This window comes from Novosphingobium mangrovisedimenti (genome assembly GCF_025153475.1).
Lineage (GTDB): Bacteria > Pseudomonadota > Alphaproteobacteria > Sphingomonadales > Sphingomonadaceae > Novosphingobium > Novosphingobium mangrovi_A.
In genome coordinates this window covers 120,625-142,295 of the sequence record NZ_JANZXA010000013.1, presented here as the reverse complement: position 1 = coordinate 142,295, position 21,671 = coordinate 120,625, and the positions used below count along the sequence as shown (strand labels likewise).

The 21,671-nt window shown below is 67.3% G+C and carries 16 protein-coding genes; 8 read left to right on the top strand and 8 right to left on the bottom strand.

Features of this window, described 5'->3' with window-relative positions; genetic code table 11:
* Positions 1-155: 155 nt before the first annotated feature.
* Both NZK81_RS17610 and NZK81_RS17605 read right to left on the bottom strand, forming a co-directional pair.
* On the bottom strand, positions 156-1,553 hold the full coding sequence (locus NZK81_RS17610) for a sensor histidine kinase (RefSeq protein ID WP_260047387.1): 1,398 nt from the start codon (positions 1,551-1,553) through the stop codon (positions 156-158).
* On the bottom strand, positions 1,550-2,206 hold the full coding sequence (locus tag NZK81_RS17605; protein WP_260047386.1) for a response regulator transcription factor: 657 nt from the start codon (positions 2,204-2,206) through the stop codon (positions 1,550-1,552). The genes NZK81_RS17610 and NZK81_RS17605 overlap by 4 nt, the downstream gene beginning before the upstream one ends.
* Positions 2,207-2,319: 113 nt before the next feature.
* Here NZK81_RS17605 and NZK81_RS17600 point away from each other — a divergent pair, with 113 nt between their 5' ends.
* From NZK81_RS17600 to NZK81_RS17590, 3 genes are read left to right on the top strand one after another with little or no spacing between them, the layout of a single operon-like run.
* A complete protein-coding gene (locus NZK81_RS17600; protein WP_260047385.1) occupies positions 2,320-3,456 on the top strand; it encodes an efflux RND transporter periplasmic adaptor subunit in 1,137 nt (378 codons plus the stop codon).
* 3 nt (positions 3,457-3,459) lie between these two features.
* Positions 3,460-6,600 (top strand): efflux RND transporter permease subunit, encoded by a 3,141-nt coding sequence (locus NZK81_RS17595; protein WP_260047384.1) that lies wholly within the window; start codon positions 3,460-3,462, stop codon positions 6,598-6,600.
* Positions 6,593-7,846 carry a TolC family protein gene (locus NZK81_RS17590; protein ID WP_260047383.1) on the top strand — a complete coding sequence of 418 codons (1,254 nt, stop codon included), beginning with the start codon at positions 6,593-6,595 and terminating at the stop codon, positions 7,844-7,846. Before NZK81_RS17595 ends, NZK81_RS17590 begins: the two co-directional genes overlap by 8 nt.
* A 9-nt stretch (positions 7,847-7,855) precedes the next feature.
* Here NZK81_RS17590 and NZK81_RS17585 read toward each other — a convergent pair whose 3' ends face one another.
* Positions 7,856-9,238 (bottom strand): amino acid permease, encoded by a 1,383-nt coding sequence (locus NZK81_RS17585; protein WP_260047382.1) that lies wholly within the window; start codon positions 9,236-9,238, stop codon positions 7,856-7,858.
* Between the two features lie 247 nt (positions 9,239-9,485).
* On the opposite strand from NZK81_RS17585, the gene NZK81_RS17580 reads away from it, so the two are divergent.
* Together NZK81_RS17580 and NZK81_RS17575 are read left to right on the top strand one after the other, a co-directional pair.
* The gene (locus NZK81_RS17580; protein WP_260047381.1) at positions 9,486-11,960 is read left to right on the top strand and encodes a TonB-dependent receptor; all 2,475 of its coding nucleotides are present in this window, start codon (positions 9,486-9,488) and stop codon (positions 11,958-11,960) included.
* 74 nt (positions 11,961-12,034) lie between these two features.
* Entirely contained in the window at positions 12,035-13,873 is a 1,839-nt protein-coding gene (locus NZK81_RS17575) for a methyl-accepting chemotaxis protein (RefSeq protein WP_260047380.1), read from the top strand.
* 123 nt (positions 13,874-13,996) lie between these two features.
* Here NZK81_RS17575 and NZK81_RS17570 read toward each other — a convergent pair whose 3' ends face one another.
* Positions 13,997-15,136 carry a DUF2332 domain-containing protein gene (locus NZK81_RS17570; RefSeq protein WP_260047379.1) on the bottom strand — a complete coding sequence of 380 codons (1,140 nt, stop codon included), beginning with the start codon at positions 15,134-15,136 and terminating at the stop codon, positions 13,997-13,999.
* A 244-nt stretch (positions 15,137-15,380) separates the two neighbouring features.
* On the opposite strand from NZK81_RS17570, the gene NZK81_RS17565 reads away from it, so the two are divergent.
* Positions 15,381-15,728 carry a hypothetical protein gene (locus NZK81_RS17565; protein WP_260047378.1) on the top strand — a complete coding sequence of 116 codons (348 nt, stop codon included), beginning with the start codon at positions 15,381-15,383 and terminating at the stop codon, positions 15,726-15,728.
* A gap of 4 nt (positions 15,729-15,732) precedes the next feature.
* Here NZK81_RS17565 and NZK81_RS17560 read toward each other — a convergent pair whose 3' ends face one another.
* Positions 15,733-16,782 carry a S66 peptidase family protein gene (locus NZK81_RS17560; protein ID WP_260047377.1) on the bottom strand — a complete coding sequence of 350 codons (1,050 nt, stop codon included), beginning with the start codon at positions 16,780-16,782 and terminating at the stop codon, positions 15,733-15,735.
* A gap of 94 nt (positions 16,783-16,876) precedes the next feature.
* Between NZK81_RS17560 and NZK81_RS17555 the strand changes: the two genes are divergently transcribed.
* Positions 16,877-17,749 (top strand): LOG family protein, encoded by an 873-nt coding sequence (locus NZK81_RS17555; protein ID WP_260047376.1) that lies wholly within the window; start codon positions 16,877-16,879, stop codon positions 17,747-17,749.
* A gap of 131 nt (positions 17,750-17,880) precedes the next feature.
* Here the strand turns inward: NZK81_RS17555 and thiD are convergent, their stop codons facing one another.
* The 3 genes from thiD to glmM all read right to left on the bottom strand — a co-directional run bounded on the left by thiD (position 17,881) and on the right by glmM (position 20,315).
* Positions 17,881-18,633, bottom strand: a complete 753-nt coding sequence (gene thiD / locus NZK81_RS17550; RefSeq protein ID WP_260047375.1) for a bifunctional hydroxymethylpyrimidine kinase/phosphomethylpyrimidine kinase — start codon at positions 18,631-18,633, stop codon at positions 17,881-17,883.
* A 114-nt stretch (positions 18,634-18,747) separates the two neighbouring features.
* Positions 18,748-18,975, bottom strand: coding sequence for a DUF1272 domain-containing protein (locus NZK81_RS17545; RefSeq protein WP_260047374.1), 228 nt, complete (start codon positions 18,973-18,975; stop codon positions 18,748-18,750).
* Positions 18,975-20,315, bottom strand: coding sequence for a phosphoglucosamine mutase (glmM, locus tag NZK81_RS17540; RefSeq protein ID WP_260047373.1), 1,341 nt, complete (start codon positions 20,313-20,315; stop codon positions 18,975-18,977). The genes NZK81_RS17545 and glmM overlap by 1 nt, the downstream gene beginning before the upstream one ends.
* 90 nt (positions 20,316-20,405) lie before the next feature.
* Here glmM and NZK81_RS17535 point away from each other — a divergent pair, with 90 nt between their 5' ends.
* The gene (locus NZK81_RS17535; RefSeq protein ID WP_260047372.1) at positions 20,406-21,671 is read left to right on the top strand and encodes a dicarboxylate/amino acid:cation symporter; all 1,266 of its coding nucleotides are present in this window, start codon (positions 20,406-20,408) and stop codon (positions 21,669-21,671) included.

Below are 21,671 nucleotides of genomic sequence, written 5' to 3'. Positions count from 1 at the left end.
CTGATTTTCCTGCACTTCTGCGAACGCCTGAGGACTTGCCCGGTCAGAACTATTAATCCTCGCGGGGCATCCAGTTTCCCGACATCGCGAACAGGCAAGGCACGCGCTCGCAAGGTTCAAGCCCGCGCTGCCGTCGGCATGTCGCGGCCAGATGCCTACTGTTCGCTAGGCCGGCCGTTGTAGGGGAAGAAGATCCCCGCCCGCACCCCGCTGGCACCGTCTGGCCGCTCGGACAGTCGGATTCGCAGGCCATAGGCATCCGCAATGTCACGCGCGATCGCAAGGCCGAGGCCGGACCCCGGCCGCTCGGCGTCGAAGCGCGTGCCGATGTCGAATGCGGCCACAGCCTGCTCCGCGGTCAGGCCCGGGCCATCGTCGGTAATGCTCACGCACAGGCCCTCCGGCCCGGCCTCGACCGCGATCCGCACTTCCTCGCGGCTCCACTTGCCGGCATTGTCGATGACGATGGAGAACAGCTCGGACAGGTCCACCGGGTCGATCGGCAAGGTCATGTCCGGGTCCGGCAGGCCCACGGCCACGAAGCTGCGATCGCGGTGCAGGCGCTGCATGGCGGACAGGATCGGTGCGAGGACCTCGCCCAGACGGCTGACCGTGCCCGGCCCCTGCGCACCCACCGCCGAGCGCGCACGGGCGAGCTGATAGTCGATCTGGTGCACCATGGCCTGCGACTGTTCCAGCAGGACCTTGCCGGCAGCGGCCGTCGCCTCCGACTGGCTGAGTCGCTCGGCCTCGTCGGTTATCACCGCCAGCGGCGTCCTGAGCGCATGCGCCAGGTTCCCCGCCTCGACGCGCGCGCGCTCGACGATCTTGCCGTTATGTTCGATGAACACGTTGATGTCCGAAACGAGCGGCGCGATCTCGGTGGGATAGTTGCCTTCCAGCCGCCCCGCGCTCCCGCTCCGCAACCGCGCCGTCGCGGCCGCCAGCCTGTCCAGCGGCCGCAGGCCGAAGGAAATCACGGCCAGGCCCGTCGCCAGCAGCGCCAGTGCCAGCGCCGCGAGCCACAAGGTCAGCTCGCGGGTGAAACTGGCGACGGTTTCGTCCAGCAGCCGCTCGTCGGTCGCGATGACATAGTGAACGTCCCCGTGGCCGGGCGCCTTTTCGATGAAACCATAAGTGATCGCCGGGCCCGTCGGCCCTTTTTCGATGTGGTGATGGATCGAGCTGTCATGGGCGACATGTTCGTCGAGCATGCCGCGCGTCATCGACGCCGAGCGCATGACGTGACCGCCATCGACGCTCACCTGCCAGTAGAACCCCGAGAGCGGAACGAGATAGCGCGGGTCCGACAGCGGGCGGTCCATGCTCAGCTTGCCATTGCTGTCGAGACGCACCAGCGCGGCCAGTTCCTTGATGTGGACCGCCAGTTCCTCGTGGTACTGCTCCTCGACGTGCTTGACGAACAGGCGCGTCGCCGAGAACCAGATCCCCCCGATCCCGAGCGTGACCCACAGCAGCGTCGCCAGCAGGATGCGCACCCGCAGGCTGCGCCACTGCCAGCGCCGGGCAAAGGCGGACAGCGCGGCCTTCACTTGCCGAACCTGTAACCGAGGCCGCGCAGCGTCTGGATCCGCTCGCCGCCGATCTTGCGGCGCAGGCGCGAGACCAGCACCTCGACCGCGTTGGGATCGCGATGGCTGTCGAGGTCGTAGAGCTGCTCGACGATGTCGACTTGCGAGAGGACCTGCCCCGGCCGACGCATGAACAGGTTGAGCAGGCGGAACTCCTGCTTGCTCAGCGAGACCGGCTGTCCGTCGCGTTCGACATCGCCGCCGATCGGATCGAGCCGCAACCCGGCATTTTCGATCCAGGTATCGCGGCTGCCGCCCTGCCGGCGCAGCAGTGCATGGAGGCGTGCCAGCAGTTCCTCGAAGCGCACCGGCTTGACCACGAAGTCGTCGGCCCCGGCATTGAGCCCGGAAACCTTGTCCTGCCAGCTGCCGCGCGCGGTGAGGATGAGGATGGGGCAATCGACCTTGCGGTCGCGCCAGTAGGCGAGCAGGTCCATGCCGGACCCGTCGGGCAGGCCGAGATCGAGAATGATCGCGGCCATCTTGTCCATGTCGGGCCATGCCTCCCCGTCTTCGCGCCCCCGCGCGACATCGACGGCAAAGCCTGCGCCGCGCAGGCGGTCGGACAGGCGCGATGCCAGCTGTTCATCATCTTCGACGAGGAGGACGCGCAAGGGCTGTTCCTTTCCCAAAACTTTCGACCACGGTTTTGCCGTTTCCACTGAAACTGACAATAGGAGCCGAAACTGACAGTCTCCTGTCAGGATTACAGGCCATCAACTCGCGAATGGACAGGAAACTCCTTGCCGGCGGCACTGCCGCCCTGCTGGCCGTGGCCGCATTCGGCTATTACGCCTTCGCGCCCTCCCCGACACCGGATCAGGGCCAGGAAGCCCCGGCCACCGATCCGGGAGTGCTGAGCCCCGAGCAGGTGAGCAAGCTGGGTATCCGGCTCGAACCGGCGCAGGCGGCGGACGCGGTCCCGCTGGGAACCGTGCCCGGCCAGGTTTCGCTGCCGCCATCGGCGCGTGTCGCGGTAACCACGCCTTTCGCCGGAACCGCCGTCAGGGTGCTCGTCCTCGAAGGCGAGCAGGTCCGCCAGGGGCAGCCGCTCGCGGTCGTGCGCGCTGCGGAGCCGGTGCAGTTCGGCGCCGATCTCGCCCGCGCGCAGGCAGACCTCGCGCTCGACCGCGCGAATGCCCAACGCCTCGATACGCTCGCGCGCGAAGGCATCGTCGCCGGCGCCCGCGCCGACGCCGCCAGGGCCGCGCTGCGCCGTTCCGAAGCCACGGTGGCGGAAAACCGGCGGCTCCTGTCGCTCGCCGGGGCCGGACAGGACGGCACCGTCACCCTGAGAGCACCGATCACCGGCCGAATCGCTCGCGTCTCGATCGAGACGGGCGGCCCTGTCGGAGGCGAGATGGCCCCGTTCGTGGTGGAAAACACCGCCGCCCTCACGCTGGACCTGCAAGTGCCCGGCCACCTCGCGGGCAAGGTTCGCCCCGGCATGCAGGTCAGCGTTCCCATTTCGGGCAGCGACGGTGCCATGGCCACGGGCAAGCTGCTTTCCGTGGGCGCCTCGCTCGATCCGCAGACCCGCTCGATCGCGGCCAAGGCCAGCCTCGATGCCGCCCCGGGCATCATCCCCGGGCAGGGCGTGATGGCGATCATCAGCGGCGATGCGGAGCAGGCCGGGCGCACGGGGTTTTCCGTACCCTCGGCGGCGGTCACCCGGATCGACGGGCAAGACTATGTCTTCGTGAAGGAATCCGGGCCCAAGGGCGAGCAGCGCTTCGCCCGGCGCAAGGTCGACGTTGTCGCCAATGCCGGGGGCCGCGCGATCATCGCGGAAGGATTGAAGAAGGGCGAACCCGTCGCGGTCAGCGGCATTGCCGAACTCAAGTCCGTGCTGGCGGGACAGTAAGCCATGCTGAGCAAGCTTGTTGAACGCGCGCTCTCGATGCGCCTGGCCGTGCTCGGCCTGGCCCTTGGCCTTGCCGGCCTGGGCGCCTGGGCTTTCATGCGCCTGCCGATCGACGCCTTTCCGGACATCAGCTCCACGCAGGTAAAGATCATCCTCAAGGCGCCGGGCATGACGCCCGAGGAAGTCGAAAGCCGGGTGATCACGCCGATCGAGATGGAAATGCTGGGCATTCCCAAGCAGACCAACCTGCGCTCGATGGGCAAGTACGCCATTGCCGACATCACTATCGACTTCGCCGACGGAACCGACATCTACTGGGCGCGCAGCCAGGTCGCCGAGCGGCTCAACGGCGTGATGGCGGACCTGCCGGCCACGGTCTCGGGCGGCATGGCCCCGATCTCCACGCCGCTTTCGGACATGTACATGTTCACGCTGGAAGGGCCGCAGAGCCTCGCCGAGAAGCGGCGCACGCTCGACTGGGTGATCCGGCCGGCGCTGCGTACCGTGCCCGGCGTCGCCGACGTCAATGCTCTGGGCGGCCTCGTCGAGACCTTCGAGGTGGTTCCCGACACGACCGCCCTCGCCGGCGCGAACCTTTCGGTTTCCGACCTGCAGGCCGCGATCGAGGCCTCGAACCGCAACGACGGCGCCGGCCGCCTCGTCGCGGGCGAGGAAGCGCTGATCGTGCGCGCCACCGGGGCGATCCGGACGCTGGACGACCTTTCCGCCGTCGTGGTGCGCTCGGATGGCAGCCGTGTCGTGCGTGTGGGCGACGTCGCCCGCGTGACCAGCGGAAGCCTCACCCGCTACGGCGCGGTGACCCGCGACGGCAAAGGCGAAACGGTCGAGGGGCTGGTCATCGGCCTGCGCGGGGCCGACGCCGCCCAGGTCGTGGCCGGCGTGAAGCAGCGCCTTGCCGAACTCCAGCCGAGCATGCCCGCCGGCATGACCGTTTCGGTGTTCTACGACCGCTCCAATCTCATCGAACGTGCCGTGGGCACGGTGGAGGAAGCGCTGATCGAGGCGACGCTGCTCGTCGTGGTCCTGCTGCTGCTGTTCCTCGGCGACGTGCGCGCATCGGTGATCGTGGCGCTCGCCCTGCCGATGGCCGCGCTGCTGACGTTCATCTTCATGCGATCGATCGGACTGACCGCGAACCTGATGAGCCTTGGCGGACTGGCGATCGCGGTGGGCATGCTGGTCGACGGCGCGGTGGTCGTGGTCGAGAACGTCGTCGAGCGCCTGTCCGATCCCAAGCACGCCCGCATGAGCAAGCTGCACAACATCTTCGTCGCCGCTTCCGAAGTCGCCAAGCCGGTGGCCTCGGGCATGGCGATCATCGCGCTGGTCTTCCTGCCGCTGCTGACGCTGCAGGGGCTGGAGGGCAAGCTCTTCGCGCCGGTGGCACTGACCATCGTGCTCGCCCTGCTCTCCGCCCTCGTCCTGTCGCTGACGCTGGTGCCGGTGATGGCGCTCTACGTCCTCAAGCTGCGCGCCGACGGGGGCCATCACGAACCCTGGCTGATGCGCCAGATCGGGCCGCGCTATGCCGCGCTGCTGGCAGGCGCCTTCGCCCGCAAGCGACTGGTCTATACCGTGGCGGGCATCTCCCTGCTCGTCACCGGCGCGGCCTATTCCGTCACCGGCAAGACCTTCCTGCCGACGATGGACGAAGGCTCGGTGATCGTACAGCTCACCAAGCTGCCGTCGATCTCGCTCGAACACAGCGTGGAAGGCGACCTCAAGGTGCAGAAGGCGCTGCTTTCGCAGGTGCCCGAAGTGACCGAGGTGATCGCCCGCGTGGGTTCGGACGAACTCGGGCTCGACCCCATGGGCCTCAACGAGACCGACAGCTTCCTCAAGCTCAAGCCGCGCGACGAATGGCGCGTGTCCGACAAGGACTGGCTGGTCGAACAGCTGCGCAAGGCGCTGGCGGACCTGCCCGGGATCGAACCCAGCTTCACCCAGCCGATCGAGATGCGCATCTCCGAAATGCTGACCGGCGCGCGCGGCGACCTTGCCATCAAGCTGTTCGGTCCCGACCTCGACGAACTGGCGCGGCTCGCCGGACAGATCCAGACCCGGCTGGAAGCCATTCCCGGCACCAGCGAGGCGATGACCGTCGCCAACGACCGCGTGGACTACCTCCAGCTGGACATCGACCGGGTGGCCGCCGGACGCCTGGGCATGCCGGTCAACCAGTTGCAGGACGCCATGCGGGCGCAGGTCGAAGGCGTGCACGCCGGCGTAGTCAACGACGGCATCCGCCGCATCCCCCTCGTCATCCGCGGCGAAGGCGAGCGGCTTGCCCCGCAGGCCTTCGCCGACCAGCTCTATCGCACGCCGGGCGGCCAGCTCGTGCGGGCCAGCGACGTCGCCCGCGTCGAACGCGTCGAGGGCCCGGTGAAGCTGGAACACGAGAACGGCTCACGCTTCGCGCTCGTCCAGGCCTTCGTCTCGGGCCGCGACCTCGTCGGCTACGTCGAGGAAGCCAAGGCTGACATCGGCCGCAACGTGCAGCTGCCGCCGGGCTACCGCATCGTCTGGGGCGGCCAGTTCGAGAATCAGCAGCGCGCCTCCGCCCGCCTCATGGTCGTGCTGCCGATCTCGCTCGTGATGATCTTCATCGTCCTCTACGCGACGCTGTCCTCGATGCGGGCATCGCTGCTGATCCTGCTCAACATCCCCTTCGCGGTCGTGGGCGGAATGCTCTCGCTGGCGGTCTCGGGCGAATATCTCTCGGTCCCGGCCTCGGTCGGCTTCATCGCCCTGCTCGGCATCGCGGTGCTCAACGGGCTGGTGATGGTGAGCTACTTCCGGCAACTGCGCGAGAGCGGCATGCCGCTGGCCGAAGCGGTGCGCCGGGGCGCGGAACGCCGCCTGCGGCCGGTACTGATGACGGCCTCGATCGCCGCCTTCGGCCTCGTCCCGCTGCTCTTTGCCACCGGACCGGGTTCGGAAATCCAGAAGCCACTGGCCATCGTCGTGATCGGCGGCCTCGTCTCCTCGACGCTGCTCACGCTGATCCTGTTGCCGATGCTCTACGAACGGTTTGGCGAGAGCAAGGCCGAACGCGAAGCGGGCGACCTGGGCCATCCTGCCCGAACACCGGATGCGGACGATGGGGAGACCGCCAATGCGTAAAACGTCCCTGCTGCTTGCCGCCGCATTGCTCAGCCTTGCCGGCACCGCCCTGCCCGGGACCGCGCTTGCCGAAGCCGGCCTGCCCGACCGGACGACCGTGAGCGCCGCGCTCGATGCGCATCCCTCGGTCCAGGCGGCGCAGGCCCGCACCACAGCCGCGCGCGCCGAGGCGCGGGCGCTGCGGCGGGGCTCGCATGAGTTCACCTTCTCCGGCAGCTACCTCCAGCGCTCGGTCGACGGCGAAGGCAAATACGACGAGTTCGACGGCCAGCTCACCCGCCCGATCCGGCTGCCCGGCAAGGCCCGGATCGACCGCGAGATCGGCAGTTATACCGTCACCGCAGCCGAAAACCGCGCGGAGGACGCGCGCCACCAGGCCGCGCTGATGCTCGCCCAAGGGTGGTGGAACTGGCTCGGCGCCGCCGAGGAGGCACGCGTCGACCAGCAGGCCGTCGCGAACTACAGCCAGTTGCTCGAAGCCGTCCGCCGCCGCGTGGCGGTGCGCGATGCGGCGCAGCTCGATGCCGATCAGGCCGAAGCCGCCCTCGGCGCGGCGCGCGTAGCCGCCGAACAGTCGGTGGGGCGTGAAGCCGTGGCCCGTGCACGTCTGGCCTCGCAGTTCCCGGTGCTGCCCATGGCGGATACGCCGCCCTCGGTGCCGACCCCTGAATTGCCCGAAGGCGGTATCGAGGCACTGGGTGCCAAGGTCATCGCCCGCAGCCACGAGATTGCCGCGGCCGACGCCGAATCACGCCGCGCCGATGCCTCCGCCGCGCGGGCGAAAGCCGACCGGATTGCCGATCCCTCGCTGGGCCTGCGGCTCTTCTCGGAACGCGGCGGCGCCGAACGCGGCGCGGGTGTTCTCTTCTCCATGCCACTGGGCGGTGGCAACCGGCGTGCCCTGTCCGACCGCGCCGAAGCCGAGGCCAGCGCTGCGCGCGCCGAAGTGCAGGCGATCCGCTTCTCGGTGGACGAGACGGCATCGGCGGACATGGCCGAGGCGCGCTATCGCTATGCGGCATGGGAGCGCTCGCGCGAGAGCCTCAAGGCGCAGGTCGCGGCGCTGGCGAAGCTGCGCCAGGGTCACAAGGCGGGCGAGATCGATCTGGCCGACGAACTGCTGGGCGAACGCCAGGTTCACGACGCCTTTCGCGCCGAAGCCATCGCCCGCACCGAAGCCATGCGCGCGATCACCCGCCTGCGCATCGATTCGCACGACATCTGGATCGGAGACGACGAGGACTGAACAGCGCCGTCAGGCGCCCTGCAACCGGCTGCGCCGATGGCCATAGGCCGCGTAGAGCACGATGCCGGCCGTGTTCCAGAACAGGCACCAGAGCTGCGTTTTGGCCGGCAGGCTCATGAACAGGTACAGGCATCCGGCGACCGTCGCGGCACCGACCCAGAGGCCCAGCGGGGCCCGGAACGGGCGGTGCATCTCGGGCGCGCGGTAGCGCATGACGACAAGGCACGTGCCCACCGCGATGAAGGCGATCAGCGTGCCCGCGTTGGCCAGCGCGGCGATCTCCCCGATGGGCAGCACGCCCGCGAGGATGGCGACCAGAACCGCCGTGACCACGGTGATACGCACCGGCGTGCCCCGACCTGACAGGCGGGCAAGGCCGGAAGGCAGGAAACCGTCGCGCGCCATCACCAGGAAGATGCGGCTCTGCCCGTACAGGAAGGCCAGGATCACGGTCGGCAGGGCAATGACCGCGGCAATGGCGATGATGCGAGCGACGCCCGGCTGGCCGAGTTCGCGCAGGATCAGCGCCAGCGGCTCCGGACTATCGGCAAAGCGCGTGAAGGGCAGCGCGCCCACCGCGGCCGCCGCCACCAGCACATAGACGAAGGTACAGATCAGCATCGAGCCGACGATGCCGATGGCAAGGTCGCGCTCGGGCCGTTTGACTTCCTCGGCCGCAGTCGAAATCGCGTCGAAACCATAGAAGGCGAAGAAGATGATCGCCGCCGCCGCCATGACGCCACGCTCGACGCCGTCGGGCCCCATGCTCTTGCCGAAGCCGAAGGGCATGAAGGGCTCCAGGTTGGCACTGTCGAAATAGGGCAGCGCCACCGCCACGAACCCGGCAAGCGTGATCATCTTGAGCAGGACCAGCACGCTGTTCACCCGCGCGCTTTCGCGCGTCCCGAGCATGAGCAGCCCCGCCACCACCGCGATGATGAAGACTGCCGGAAGGTTGACGATGCCGCCCAGTTCGGGACCCTGCGTCAGGGCCACGGGAAAACCCATGCCGACCAGCAGCGTGCTCGCATAGCCGGACCAGCCCACCGCGACCGCCGATACGACGAGCGAATATTCGAGAATCAGGCTCCACCCCACGACCCAGGCGATCGCCTCGCCCAGCACCATGTAGCTGTAGCTGTAGGCGCTGCCGGCAGCGGGCAGCATGGTCGCCAGTTCGGCGTAGGCGAGCGCCGCGCACGCGCATATCGCTCCGGCGATGGCGAACGAAATCAGCACGGCAGGCCCCGCCCGATCCGCACCGACGCCGATCAGCGTCAGGATACCCGTTCCCACGATCGCTCCCACGCCCAGCGCGATCAGGTGCGGCCAGGACAGCGTGGCGACCATGCGCTCGTCCTGCCGTTCCGAAGCTATTGATTTTCGGCGCATCCATCCTTTCACGGGCGAAAGTCTCCCATGTCCCGGACACGGCGCGGCGGCGTGGATCGGCAGGCTGTCATGCCCCCATGACTAGGGCAGGTCACCGCGCTTTGTCGAGTTGCCGGGGCCGCTGTCCGCCCGATGCGCCGACCGATGCCCTACTCCGCATTTATCCTTAATTCCGCAAATGCCGGAGTTAAGCACGCGGTGAATAGCGCCCTGACTGCAAATATTTGCAGCAACAGGGATGATAATAATGAAGACCAAAGCACTGCTTCTCCTCGCCACGGCTTGCATTCTGCCTGCACCGGCGATGGCGGCAGACGAGGGAGCCGTACAGGATGCCGCGCAACCCGCGGAAAAGCGCGTCAACCTCATGACCACCGGCGTCGCCCGCGCCCGCGACCGCCTCGACAGCGCCACCTCGACCAGCACGCTCAGCGGAGACGAGATCGAGAAGTACGGCGCGCGTTCGGTTGCCGAGATCTTCCGCAACATCCCCGGCATGCGGGCCGAAAGCACGGGTGGCGAGGGCTTCGCCAGCATCTCGATCCGCGGCCTGCCGATCGCGCTTGGCGGTGCCAAGTTCCTGCAGATTCAGGAAAACGGTCTGCCGACCCTCGAATTCGGCGACATGGCCTTCGCCACGGCCGACCAGTTCCTGCGCGCAGACCTCAACCTTGCCGGCGTCCAGGCGATCCGCGGCGGTTCCGCTTCCACTTTCGCGTCGAACTCGTCGGGCGGCATCGTCAACCTGATCGACAAGACCGGCGAAGTCGCCGGCGGGTCCGTCCAGATCAGCACCGGCCTCGACTATGACAGCAAGCGCATGGACTTCGAATACGGCACGCCGGTCAGCGACACGCTGCGCTTCCACATCGGCGGCTTCTACCGCAAGGGCGAAGGCCCGCGCGACACCGGCTTCGACGGCTTCAAGGGCGGCCAGATCAAGTTCAACATGACCAAGGACTTCGACGGCGGCTATTTCCGCGTCTATGCCAAGGTGCTGGACGACCAGACCGTTCCGACCCCCTATTCCCCCGTGCTCGTTTCGGGAACCAACGCCGATCCCGACTACGCGAACGTGCCCGGCCTCGATGTCTCCAGGGACTCGCTGTTCTCGCGCTACATTCCCTCCAACCTCACGCTGGACGGTGAAAACCGCGTCGCCAGCCATCCCTTCGACAAGGCCACGCATTCCAAGATGAAGTCGATCGGCTTCGAGACCAAGTTCGAGGTCGAGGGCTGGAGGATCAACGACAAGTTCCGCTATTCGGACATCTCGGGCAGCACGATCCAGCCCTACACGCTGTCCAACGCGAATGCCGCGCTGCCGTTCCAGTCGATCAATTCGGCCCCGGCCATCATGGCCATGCTCAGCGCCACCAGTCTGAGCTACGCCACCGGCCCCAATGCCGGCCAGACCATCGCCGATCCCTCGGTGCTGAACGGCAACGGCCTGCTGGCCCTGGTCACCAACCAGGACGTGTCGCTCAACAGCCTGAACAACATGACCAACGACATTCGCGCCAGCAAGGTGTGGGAAGTCGGGGCCGGCAAGCTGACCTTCACCGCCGGTTACTACAAGTCGAGCCAGGACATCGACACCGCCTGGACCTGGACCACGACGGTGAACGACGTGCTCGGCGGCGGCAAGGCCCACCTGATCGACGTCTTCGCGGGTCCCTACCAGCTCACCCAGAACGGCGTCCTTGCCTACAACGCGGCGCTGATCGGCGGCTACCGGCGCGATCGCTACGACGTGAACTACGACATCGACGCACCCTACGGCTCGCTCAACTACATGTTCGGCAAGTTCGCGCTGGGCGCCAGCATGCGCTACGACATGGGCAGCGCGCGTGGCACGCTCTACGGCTCCAGCCTGCCGGGCACCGCCAAGTCGACCACGTACGACATCAATGGCGACGGCACGATCTCGCTGCCCGAAACCAAGGTCGGCTTCATCGACTACAGCAAGCCGGCCCCGGTCCACTACGACTACCACTACCTGTCGTACTCGGTCAGCATGAACTACCGCATGGCGGAGCATTTCTCGCTGTTCGGCCGCTACTCCAAGGGCGCGCGCGCCAATGCCGACCGCATCCTTTTCGCCAGCTACGTGAGCCCGACCACCGGCAAGCTGCTGGTTCCTTCGGCGGCCTACGATCCAGTCAGGCAGGCCGAGGGCGGCTTCAAGTACCGCACCGACAACCTCGAGGCCTACGTGACCGGCTTCTGGGCCAAGACCCGCGAGCACAACATCGGCCTCGACCGCGCCTACCGCGCCTACGGCGTCGAGCTGGAAACCAGCTATCGCCGGGGCATCTTCGCCATCAACGGCGGGGCGACCTGGACCAAGGCGGAGATCACCGCCGACGCGCTCGACCCGACCAAGATCGGCAACACGCCCCGGCACCAGGCGGACCTGATCTTTCAGGTTACCCCGCAGGTTGAGACCGAACGCCTCACGGTCGGCGCCAACTTCTACGGCACCACCGGCAGCTATGCCGGCGATTCCAACCAGCTGAAGATGCCCGGCTACGTCGTCACCAACGCCTTTGTTCAATACCGCCCGAACGATCGCGTCTCGATCATGCTTAACGCCAACAACCTGTTTGACGTTCTTGGTCTGGTCGATGTCGACGCGGAATTCATCCCGTCGAGCGGCGTGGTGACGGCACGCACGATCAACCCGCGCACTGTCTCCGCATCGCTGCGCTTCAACTTCTGACGGTTCCCGGCCGCGGCGCTACGGACGCCGCGGCCGGGTTTCGCAGCTCGCGAACATCAGATGGGAAAAGACACATGCTCAGCTCGTTGAACATCCCGAAGAAGCTGGCGATCGCCTTCGTGGCGATCAACCTCTCGGCGGCGGTCATGATGCTGGTCTTCGCGACCAACATCATGATGATCAGCCGATCCACCGAGCGGACCAACTTCCATCAATCGATCCACGCCAAGGCCATGTCGCTGGAAACGCAGATCCTGCGCCAGAACAGCCAGGTGCGCGGGTACCTGGTGACCGGTGACGACCTCTATCTCAAGTCGTACTACGACGGCCGCGACATATACGACGCGACTTCGGCGGAACTGGAAAAGGAACTCGCCGATCCCGCCCTGCGCAACCTGCTGCTCGAATCGCGTGCCGAAACGCTCAAGTGGCGTGCGGACTGGGGCGACAAGTCGATCGAGATGGTCAAGGACGGCCAGCGCGAAGCCGCCGCGGATCGCGTGCGCGACGCCGGCAAGGCCGCGCTCGTCAGCGATGCGGTTCTTCCCCTGCGCGACCTGCGCGACCAGGAACAGGCGCAGATCACGGCGGAATCCGAAGGGCAGGAAACCTCCATCGCCACCGCGTGGATCGCGCTCGTCGTGGGCGGCCTCGCCCTGTGCGGGCTTGCCGTGGCCCTGCAGCGCAAGCTGAGCCGCGACATCGCCTCCCCGGTCGGCGATCTCACCGAGACGATGACCACGCTGGCCTCCGGCTGCAACGACGTCGACGTGCCCGGCACCGACCGCGTGGACGAACTGGGCAACATGGCCCGGGCCGTGCTGGTCTTCCGCGATCAGGCGCTGGCCAAGATCACCGCCGACCATGATCGCGAGGCAGCCATGGCCGAGATCGGCCGCAAGCTGCACGACCTGTCACAGTCCGACCTGCGCGCGCGGCTCCACGACCTGCCCGACGCCTTCGCATCGGTCAGCCGGGACTTCAACAATGCCCTCGACCAGCTCTGCGCCGTCATGGTTTCGGTACGCGGCAGCATCGATTCGATTTCCACCGGCTCATCCGAGATCCGCCAGGCCGCTTCCGACCTGTCGAACCGCAGCGAGGAACAGGCGGCGAAACTGCAGTCCTCGGCCGCGGCGATGGACGAAATCACCCGCAAGGTCGGCGAAAGCGCCGGCATCGTTTCCGAAGCCAACCGCGCCATGAGCGATGCGCGCGGCGAAGCCGAACAGGGCGGCGCCGTGGTGCGGCGTGCGATCGAGGCGATGAACGGCATCGACCAGGCGACCCGCGAAATCGCCGAGATCATCACGGTGATCGATGGCATTGCCTTCCAGACCAACCTTCTCGCGCTCAATGCCGGCGTGGAAGCCGCACGCGCGGGCGATGCCGGCAAGGGCTTCGCGGTCGTCGCTTCGGAAGTGCGTGCGCTGGCGCAGCGCGCCGCCGATGCCGCGGCCGACGTGAAATCGCGCATCCTCTCTGCCACCGAACACGTGACCTCGGGCGTCGAGCTCGTCAACGACACCGGCGGTTCGCTCAACCGCATCATCGAGCGCGTCTCGAGCGTCAGCGAGTCGATCGAGGCCATGGCAGAGACCGCCGAGCAGCAGTCGTCCGGCCTGCTCAAGGTCAACGAGGCAATCAGCGCAATGGACGCCATGACCCAGCAAAACGCCGCGATGGTGGAGGAGACCACCGCCGCCACCGAAATGCTGGCGCGCGAGGCGCAGCAGCTGTTCGAGGCCTTCTCGACCTTCAAGGTCGACGACAGCCTGCCGCGGACGCGGACCGTCTCGCCTTCGAGCATCCGGCCCGCGGCAGTGCAGCCGGCCCCCCGACCGGCCGCTAGGCCGCGTCTGGTCGGCAACCTCGCCGTGAAGACGGTCGAGGACGACTGGTCGGAATTCTGACCGCGCGTCTACCCCGATCGAATGCAGGACCCGGAGGGCGGCGCAGGCCATGGCTTGCGCCGCCCTTTCCCGTGCCGCTCACGCACACGTTCGGGCGGACAGTCCTTTGTCCGGTAGTCGGGATCAGGCTTGAACCGAAGCCGGGAGCCGGGGCAGCCCGCGCCATTCGATCGCGGCGCCATAGGGATGGCAGATGGCAAGGATTGTCCTGCGCCCGTCGCCGGGACGGCCAGACCATTGGGTCATGCACAGCTGCACTTCGCTGCGATCGCGGTTCCATTCGAGGCCGATCCGCGCCATCGGGCGGTCGGGCGTCGCGTTCCTGCCTGCCTTGAGCAGCGAGCCCAGCACGGTGCGGCGTTCCGCATCCGGCAGGTATTGGAGCACCATCGAATGTTGCACCACCCGCATCGTGCCGGGCGCCTGCGGCTCCTCGAGGCGTTCGGCGAGCCAGGTTTCGGCGCCCTGCCGGTCTACCGCCGGCGGAGCCGCCCGTGCCAGCCGCATGGCCCGGCGCAAATAGTCGGCGCGCACCTCGTCGCCCGGCCAGACGTAGGACATCAGCCGTTCGCAGGTATGCGGATCCTCCAGACGCAGTGGCCTGAGATCGACGCCGTGCGCGGAGGCGATCCGGACATCGGCGCGCGGCGGCGGGGGACCCTGCCACGATGGGGTGAGCCGAAGCCCGGAATCGGGCTGCCCGCAAGCCACGCCGCCAAGATCGTGGGCATAGCGGTCGAGCAGCAGGTTCAGCCCGGCGCTGGCGCCGACTTCGAACAGCTCGAACGGCAGGCCGTGCTGGTCGGCAAGCACCGACAATGCCGCCATGAAAGCGCTCGAACGGCGCACTTCGTTAGTCTGTGTGGGATGGTCCATCCAGACCAGCAGGGTCTGCTCGCCCAGTTCGATCGCCTCGCCGACCGCGCGGTCGAAATTCCGGTGCCTTCCGGCATAGAGCGTGGAAAGGTCCGCGATCGTGCCACGCCGTGCCAGAGCGTGCAGCCCGGCATTGAGCCGCAAGGCCATCGCACTTCTGGCAGGATCGAAAGGCCAGCCGGCAATCCTGGCATCGAGTCGCGGCGCGCGGGCCAATTGCCGGCGCGCCGCGGCGAGAACATCGCTCACGAAGGGAGAACCCAGTTCTCGGGCAACCTGCGACTGGCGCAGGAGGTCGTCGCGCGGATCGCCGCCACCCGCGGTCGAAGCAAGGCGTCGAGCCGCTCCGCCAAGGTCCGGGTCTGACACCGGGGAGACCGTGGGCACGCTTGAAATCCTCGCTAACCGCTTAGTTTACCGGAGTTTTCCGGAAGCGATTGGAGGGTAGAACCGTTTGGTTGATTGAATACTGTCCGAGAAATAGGTGTTTCCTCCTATTCCGACGCGGCGCCTGCTGGATTCCTGCAAGGCGACCCACGGAAAAACCCGGAAGAGCCGCGCGCAAATTCGAAACCGGAATGCGCTATTTCATACCCAACGATAGTGGTTAACTTTTTCAGGATGACGTGAAATGGCAACCGCCGACCCGGCCATGAGCCCGACATTCAACCCCATCGGCGCACGCCGGCACGCCCGAGAGAATGTCGAAATGATGGCCCGGTTCCGTCGCGACCGCGCCAGCAGCACCGTGATGCTCAAGGACCTGACGCCGTTCGGCGCGAGGGTCGAAGGCATCGGCCAGCTCGAAACCGACGAGGCGGTCAGCCTCGCCTTGCCGGGATGCCGCCCCTCGATGGCCTTCGTCGCCTGGGCCAATGCCCATTGCGCCGGCCTGGAATTCGCCGAACCGCTCGAAAACACCGTGTTCGCCGATCTGGTTGCGCGCTACGGACTGGGCCGCGACCCGATCGCGGCCTGAAGGCTCACGCCACCGCCGCTTCCAGCATGCGGATCGTCCCGGCATCGGCGTCGATCTCGGCCATGACCCCCACCGGCATGCTGACCTGCGCGGCGATGTGCCCGATCATCGCGCCCTGAAAGGCCGGCACGCCCAGCGCCGCGAACTGGCGATCGAGCACTTCATAGACGGTGAAGTTGGAATAGCCCCCATCCGGGTTGTGGCAGCGGGTGCACTGCCCGAAAACGACGCCCGCGACCTTGTCCAGAATACCCGCAAGCGCCAGCTGGGTGAGCATGCGGTCGATCCGGTATTCGGATTCGTTGGTCTCCTCCAGAAACAGGATCGCACCGGTGAAGTCGGGCAGGTAGGGCGTGCCGACCAGCGCCGAGAGCACCGTGAGATTGCCGCCGAGCAGCCTTCCGCGCGCCTTGCCGCCCCGGAACGTGCGCAAGGCCGGGCCGCGTCCCGACAGGTTCGGGCCATCGCCGGCCGCCACAGTATAAGTCGGCATGGCGGCATCGAACGCGACGCGGCGAAACGATTCCCAGGCCTGCGGCGGCCACGAGGCCGATGCGTTGGGGCCATGGATGCTGTGCACCCCGGTGCGCGCCGCCAGCGCCAGATGGAGCGCGGTATTGTCGCTGAAACCCGTAAACAGCTTGGGCTTGCGCGCGATCGCCGCGAAATCGAGATGGGGCAGGAGCCGCGCCGAGCCCCAGCCGCCGCGCACCGCCATGACCGCGCGTACCCCGTCGTCCTCGAACATCGCCATGAGATCGCGCGCACGCGCCTCGTCCGAGCCGGCAAGGTAGCCCTCGCGCGCCAGCAGGTGCGGCGCCGACCGGGGCACGAGCCCCATGGCACGTACCGTCTCCTCGATTTCGGCCAGACCGAACCGATCGGCGATGAAACCTGCCGGTGCGACGAGTCCGAGCACGTCCCCCTCGCGCAGGCGCGGCGGCCTTGTCGGCGCGCCGACTGGCGCCGGCAAGGCGGTGGCTCGCGTCAGCGAAGCGGAGAAGGGAAGAGCGGCGGCACCGAGCCCCGCGACTGCCTGGCGTCGGGTCAACATCACGCCGGGATGCTAGAGGCTGGCGCCGGGCGTGCAAGGGGCCACGCCCGCATGGCCTCTCGACGGCGCGCCCGCGAACGGCCATGGAACGGACATGACAGAAGAAGAAAAGCCCCTCACCGATCGCCGCTTCTACAAGGCCGAGCAGGAAGTCGGCTTTGCCGACAGGCAGAGCGGCACGCGCCAGACCGTGCACCCCTCCTATCGCCTGGCCTTCCGCGACACCGATTTCCTGCTGCGCGATGATCTGCGACCGGTGCGTTTCCAGCTGGAGCTGCTCAAGGCGGAAACACTGATCGAGGAAGCCCAGATCGGCTCGACCCTGGTGTTCTACGGATCCGCGCGCATCCCTTCGCCCGAAAACCTCGACGCCTTTCTGGCGCAGGAGAGGACTGAAGAGGAACAGGCCATTGCCGAGCGCCTCGCGGCCAAGTCCAAGTACTATGAGGAAGCGCGCCGCCTCGCCCGGCTCGCCAGCGAGTGCGCGGTGGTCGAAAAGGGCATGCGCCAGTTCGTCGTGTGCTCGGGCGGCGGCCCGTCGATCATGGAGGCGGCCAACCGCGGCGCCGCCGAAGCGGGTGCGGAATCGCTCGGCCTCAACATCGTCCTGCCGCACGAGCAGGAGCCCAACCCCTGGGTGACGCCGCGCCTCTCGTTCCAGTTCCACTACTTCGCGCTGAGGAAGATGCACTTCGTCCTGCGTGCCCGCGCGGTAGCGGTCTTTCCCGGCGGGTTCGGCACGCTCGACGAACTGCTCGAACTGCTCACGCTGATGCAGACGGGCAAGATGAAGCCGATCCCGATCCTGCTCTATGGCCGCGAGTACTGGAACCGCATCATCAATTTCGAGGCGCTGGCAGAGGAAGGCACGATCAATCGCCGCGACCTCGACCTGTTCCACTGGTGCGAAACGGCGGACGAGGGCTGGAACGTGATCCAGCGATTCTACGATCTGGACTGCGGGTAGGCCCTGAAGTCCGATCGCCTTTGAATGAAGTATTCGTCATTGCGAGCGTAGCGAAGCAATCCAGAGCGTTGTCGTTGCCCTGGATTGCCGCGGCCCTGCGGGTATCGCAATGACGATTCACGGGAAGACGATCACGCCTGACGGACCGCCTGATGTCCCATCGGCCCGTGCCCGGCGCCAAAGCCGGGCGCGGCCTTCAGCGCCGCGCGGACGAATTCGCGCCCGCGTGCGATCGCGTCCTCCAGCGCGAGCCCCGCGCCCAGACCGGTGGCGATCGCGCTTGAAAGCGTGCAGCCGGTGCCATGGTTGTGCCGCGTGACGATGCGCGGCGCGCTCCAGGCAACCGGGGCGTGGCCAGGCAGGACCAGCCGGTCCTGCACCACATCGCCCTGCGCATCACCGCCCTTGGCGAGGTAGGCAACATCGCGCGCGCGCATCGCCCCGTCGCCCCCCAGCGCTTCCAGTTCGGCAATGTTGGGCGTGGTCAGGGTGGCCAGCTGCATCAGCCGCTCGAACGCGGCGATCGTCGCATCATCGGCGAGCATCGTGCCGCTGGTGGAAATCATCACCGGATCGAACACGACAGGCACGCCGAGCGATTCGAGCCGATCCGCCACCGCCCCGGCAATCGCCGCCGAGCCCAGCATGCCGATCTTCACCGCATCCACCCCGATGTCGGACACACAGGCATCGATCTGCGCGCCCACCATTGCAGGGGAAAGCGCCTCTACCATCGTTACCTCGCGCGTATTCTGCGCGGTGATCGCGGTGATCGCGGTCATCGCATAGCCGCCGAGCATCGTGATCGTCTTGATGTCCGCCTGGATACCGGCACCGCCCGAGCTGTCGGACCCGGCGATGGAGAGGATACGGGGTGGCTTCATGACAGTACGCTAGTGCGCGCGGGCATCCTTCGACAAGCTCAGGATGAGCGAGGGGTGGGTGTGAAGTCCCCTAACCGCTCGTGCCGAGCTTGTCGAAGCGCGACTGGCGCAACCTCACCCCTTGTAGTGCCGCACGGTCGAAGGCGGATGCGCGGCGTGGTGCTTCTTCGCCCGTGTCGGCCGATCGACCAGTTCGCCGCCGCAATTGGGGCAGCGGTCGTCCAGATCCTCCGCGCATTCGGCGCAGAACGTGCACTCGAAACTGCAGACGAAGGCGCCGGGGGCCTCGGCGGGCAGGTCCGTGCCGCAGCGTTCGCAATCGGGGCGCATTTCGAGAGCCATTATACCGCCGCCTCCTCGATCGCCGCGCAGATCGAGGCGACGGCCGCCTCCACTTCGCCGGCATCGTCGCCTTCGGCCATCACGCGGATCACCGGTTCGGTGCCCGAAGGGCGGATCACCAGCCGTCCCTTGCCATCGAGCGAAGCCTCGGCATCTGCTATCGCCGCCTGAACGCTCGCCGCTTCGAGCGGCTTGCCGCCCGAAAAGCGCACGTTGCGCAGCAGTTGCGGGACCGGATCGAAGAGGTGCAGCAGCTCGCTCGCGCGCTTGCCCGACTGGACCAGCGCGGCCAGCACCTGCAGCGCCGCCACGGTACCGTCCCCGGTCGTCGCATGATCGAGCAGGATCATGTGCCCCGACTGTTCGCCGCCGACATTGAAACCGCCGGTCTTCATGCGTTCGAGCACGTGGCGGTCGCCCACCTTGGTGCGTTCGAGCGTCAGCCCCTGCCCCTGCAGGAACCGCTCGAGCCCGAGGTTCGACATGACCGTCGCCACCACGCCGCCACCGCGCAGGTCCCCGCGCGCGGCAAGCTGGCTGCCGATCAGCGCCATGATCTGGTCGCCGTCCACGGTCTGGCCCTTCTCGTCGACGACGATAAGCCGGTCGGCATCGCCATCGAGCGCAATGCCGATGTCGGCGCCCGAGGACACCACCGTCTCCTGCAGCAGGCCCGGATGGGTAGAGCCGCAGGCCTTGTTGATGTTCTTGCCGTTGGGCGAGACGCCCACCGCGACGATCTCGGCGCCCAGTTCCCAGAAGGCCGACGGCGCGACCTGATAAGCCGCGCCATTGGCGCAATCGACCGCGATCTTGAGACCGTCGAGCCGCACCGTGCTGGGCAGCGAGCCCTTGACCGCGTGGATATAGCGCCCGCGCGCATCTTCGATGCGCCGCGCCCGGCCTATATCCTCGCTGGCGGCCAGTGCGAGATCCTCGCCGAGCATCTTCTCGATGGCCAGCTCATCCTCGTCGGACAGCTTGAAGCCGTCGGGACCGAACAGCTTGATGCCGTTGTCCTCGTAGGGGTTGTGGCTGGCCGAGATCATCACGCCCACGTCCGCGCGCAACTCGCGCGTCAGCAGGGCGACTGCCGGGGTCGGCATCGGGCCGAGCAGCACCACGTCCATGCCCACGCTGGTAAAGCCCGCGACCATTGCGTTTTCCAGCATGTAGCCCGACAAGCGCGTATCCTTGCCGATCACCACGCGGTGCCGGTGGGTGCCGCGCAGGAAGCGGGTGCCGGCCGCCTGGCCGACCTTCATGGCGGTGGCGGCGGTCATCGCGCCCTGGTTGGTGCGGCCGCGAATGCCGTCGGTACCGAAGAACTGTTTGCTCATGATGGGGCCCACTATCCCGGAAGTGCTGACAAATTGCTATGTCGCGCCGGCTTGCTAATGTCACGCCCTGCAACGAAATTCAGGGGCGGCATGAATCAAACCAGCAGCGCCGGGCGAATGCCCGAAATCCGCGTACCGGGCATGCTGACGCTGGGCGGCCTGATCGCCGGTCTGATCCTGGGCCTCGCGCTCGGGGACACGGCGGTATTGCCTCCGCTGCTTGCGATCGCCGAACCGCTGGGCGCCTTCTGGCTCAAGGCGCTGAAAATGACGATCCTGCCGCTGGTGATCGGCCTCCTGTTCACCGGCATCATCGAGACCGCCGCGGCGGCTCATGCGGGTGCTATGGCGCGGCGCACGCTGGGCCTGATCGTCGGCGTACTGGCAGCCAGCGCTGTGGTCGGCGGCCTGTTGATGCCGGTGCTCCTGGCGCTGTTTCCCGCGCCGGAGATTGCCATGCCGCAAGGCACCGCCGCGCCCGGCAGTGCCCTTCCCGGCCTCGGCGACTTCCTCGGCTCGCTGCTGCCCACCAATGTCTTCACCGCCGCGGCCGACGACGCCATGCTGCCGGTCATCGTCTTCGTCGCCCTGTTCGCGACCGCCGCCACGCGTCTCGCCGAGGAACCACGCCGCCAACTTTCTCTGTTATTTGAAGGTCTTGCCGGCGCCATGATCGTGGTGATCGGCTGGGTTCTGGCCGTCGCGCCACTCGGCGTCTTCGCGCTGGGCCTGACGCTGGCTGCCTCTAGCGGCGCGGCGGCGATCGGCGCGCTGGCGCACTACATCGTGCTGGTCGCATCGCTGGGCGCGCTGTTCCTGCTCGGCGCCTACCCGCTCGCCATGACGGTCGGGCGCAAGGGCCTGGGCGCTTTCGCGCGGGCCATACTGCCGGCCCAGGTGGTCGCGATCTCGACGCAAAGCTCGCTGGCGAGCCTGCCCGCGATGCTGGCCTCGTGCCGCAAGCTGGATGTCGAGACCACGACGAGCGAGTTCGTCCTGCCGCTGGCCGTCACGCTGTTCCGCGCGACCGGACCGGCGATGAACGTGGGCGTCGCCATCTACGCCGCGCAGCTGGCCGGGCACGAACTGACCCCCATGGCCATCGCGGCGGGTGTGCTGGTCGCCTTCGTCACGACCTTCGGCACCGTATCGCTGCCCGGAACCGTCAGCTTCATCGCCTCCACCGGGCCGATCGCCGCAGCCATGGGTGTGCCGCTCTGGCCGCTGGGCATTCTGGTCGCGGTGGAAATGCTGCCCGACATCATGCGCACCGTCGGCAACGTGACGATGGACGTGGCAGTGACGAGCGCGGTGGATACCGGAGCCCAGGAAACCTCAACGGAGACGCTGCACTGA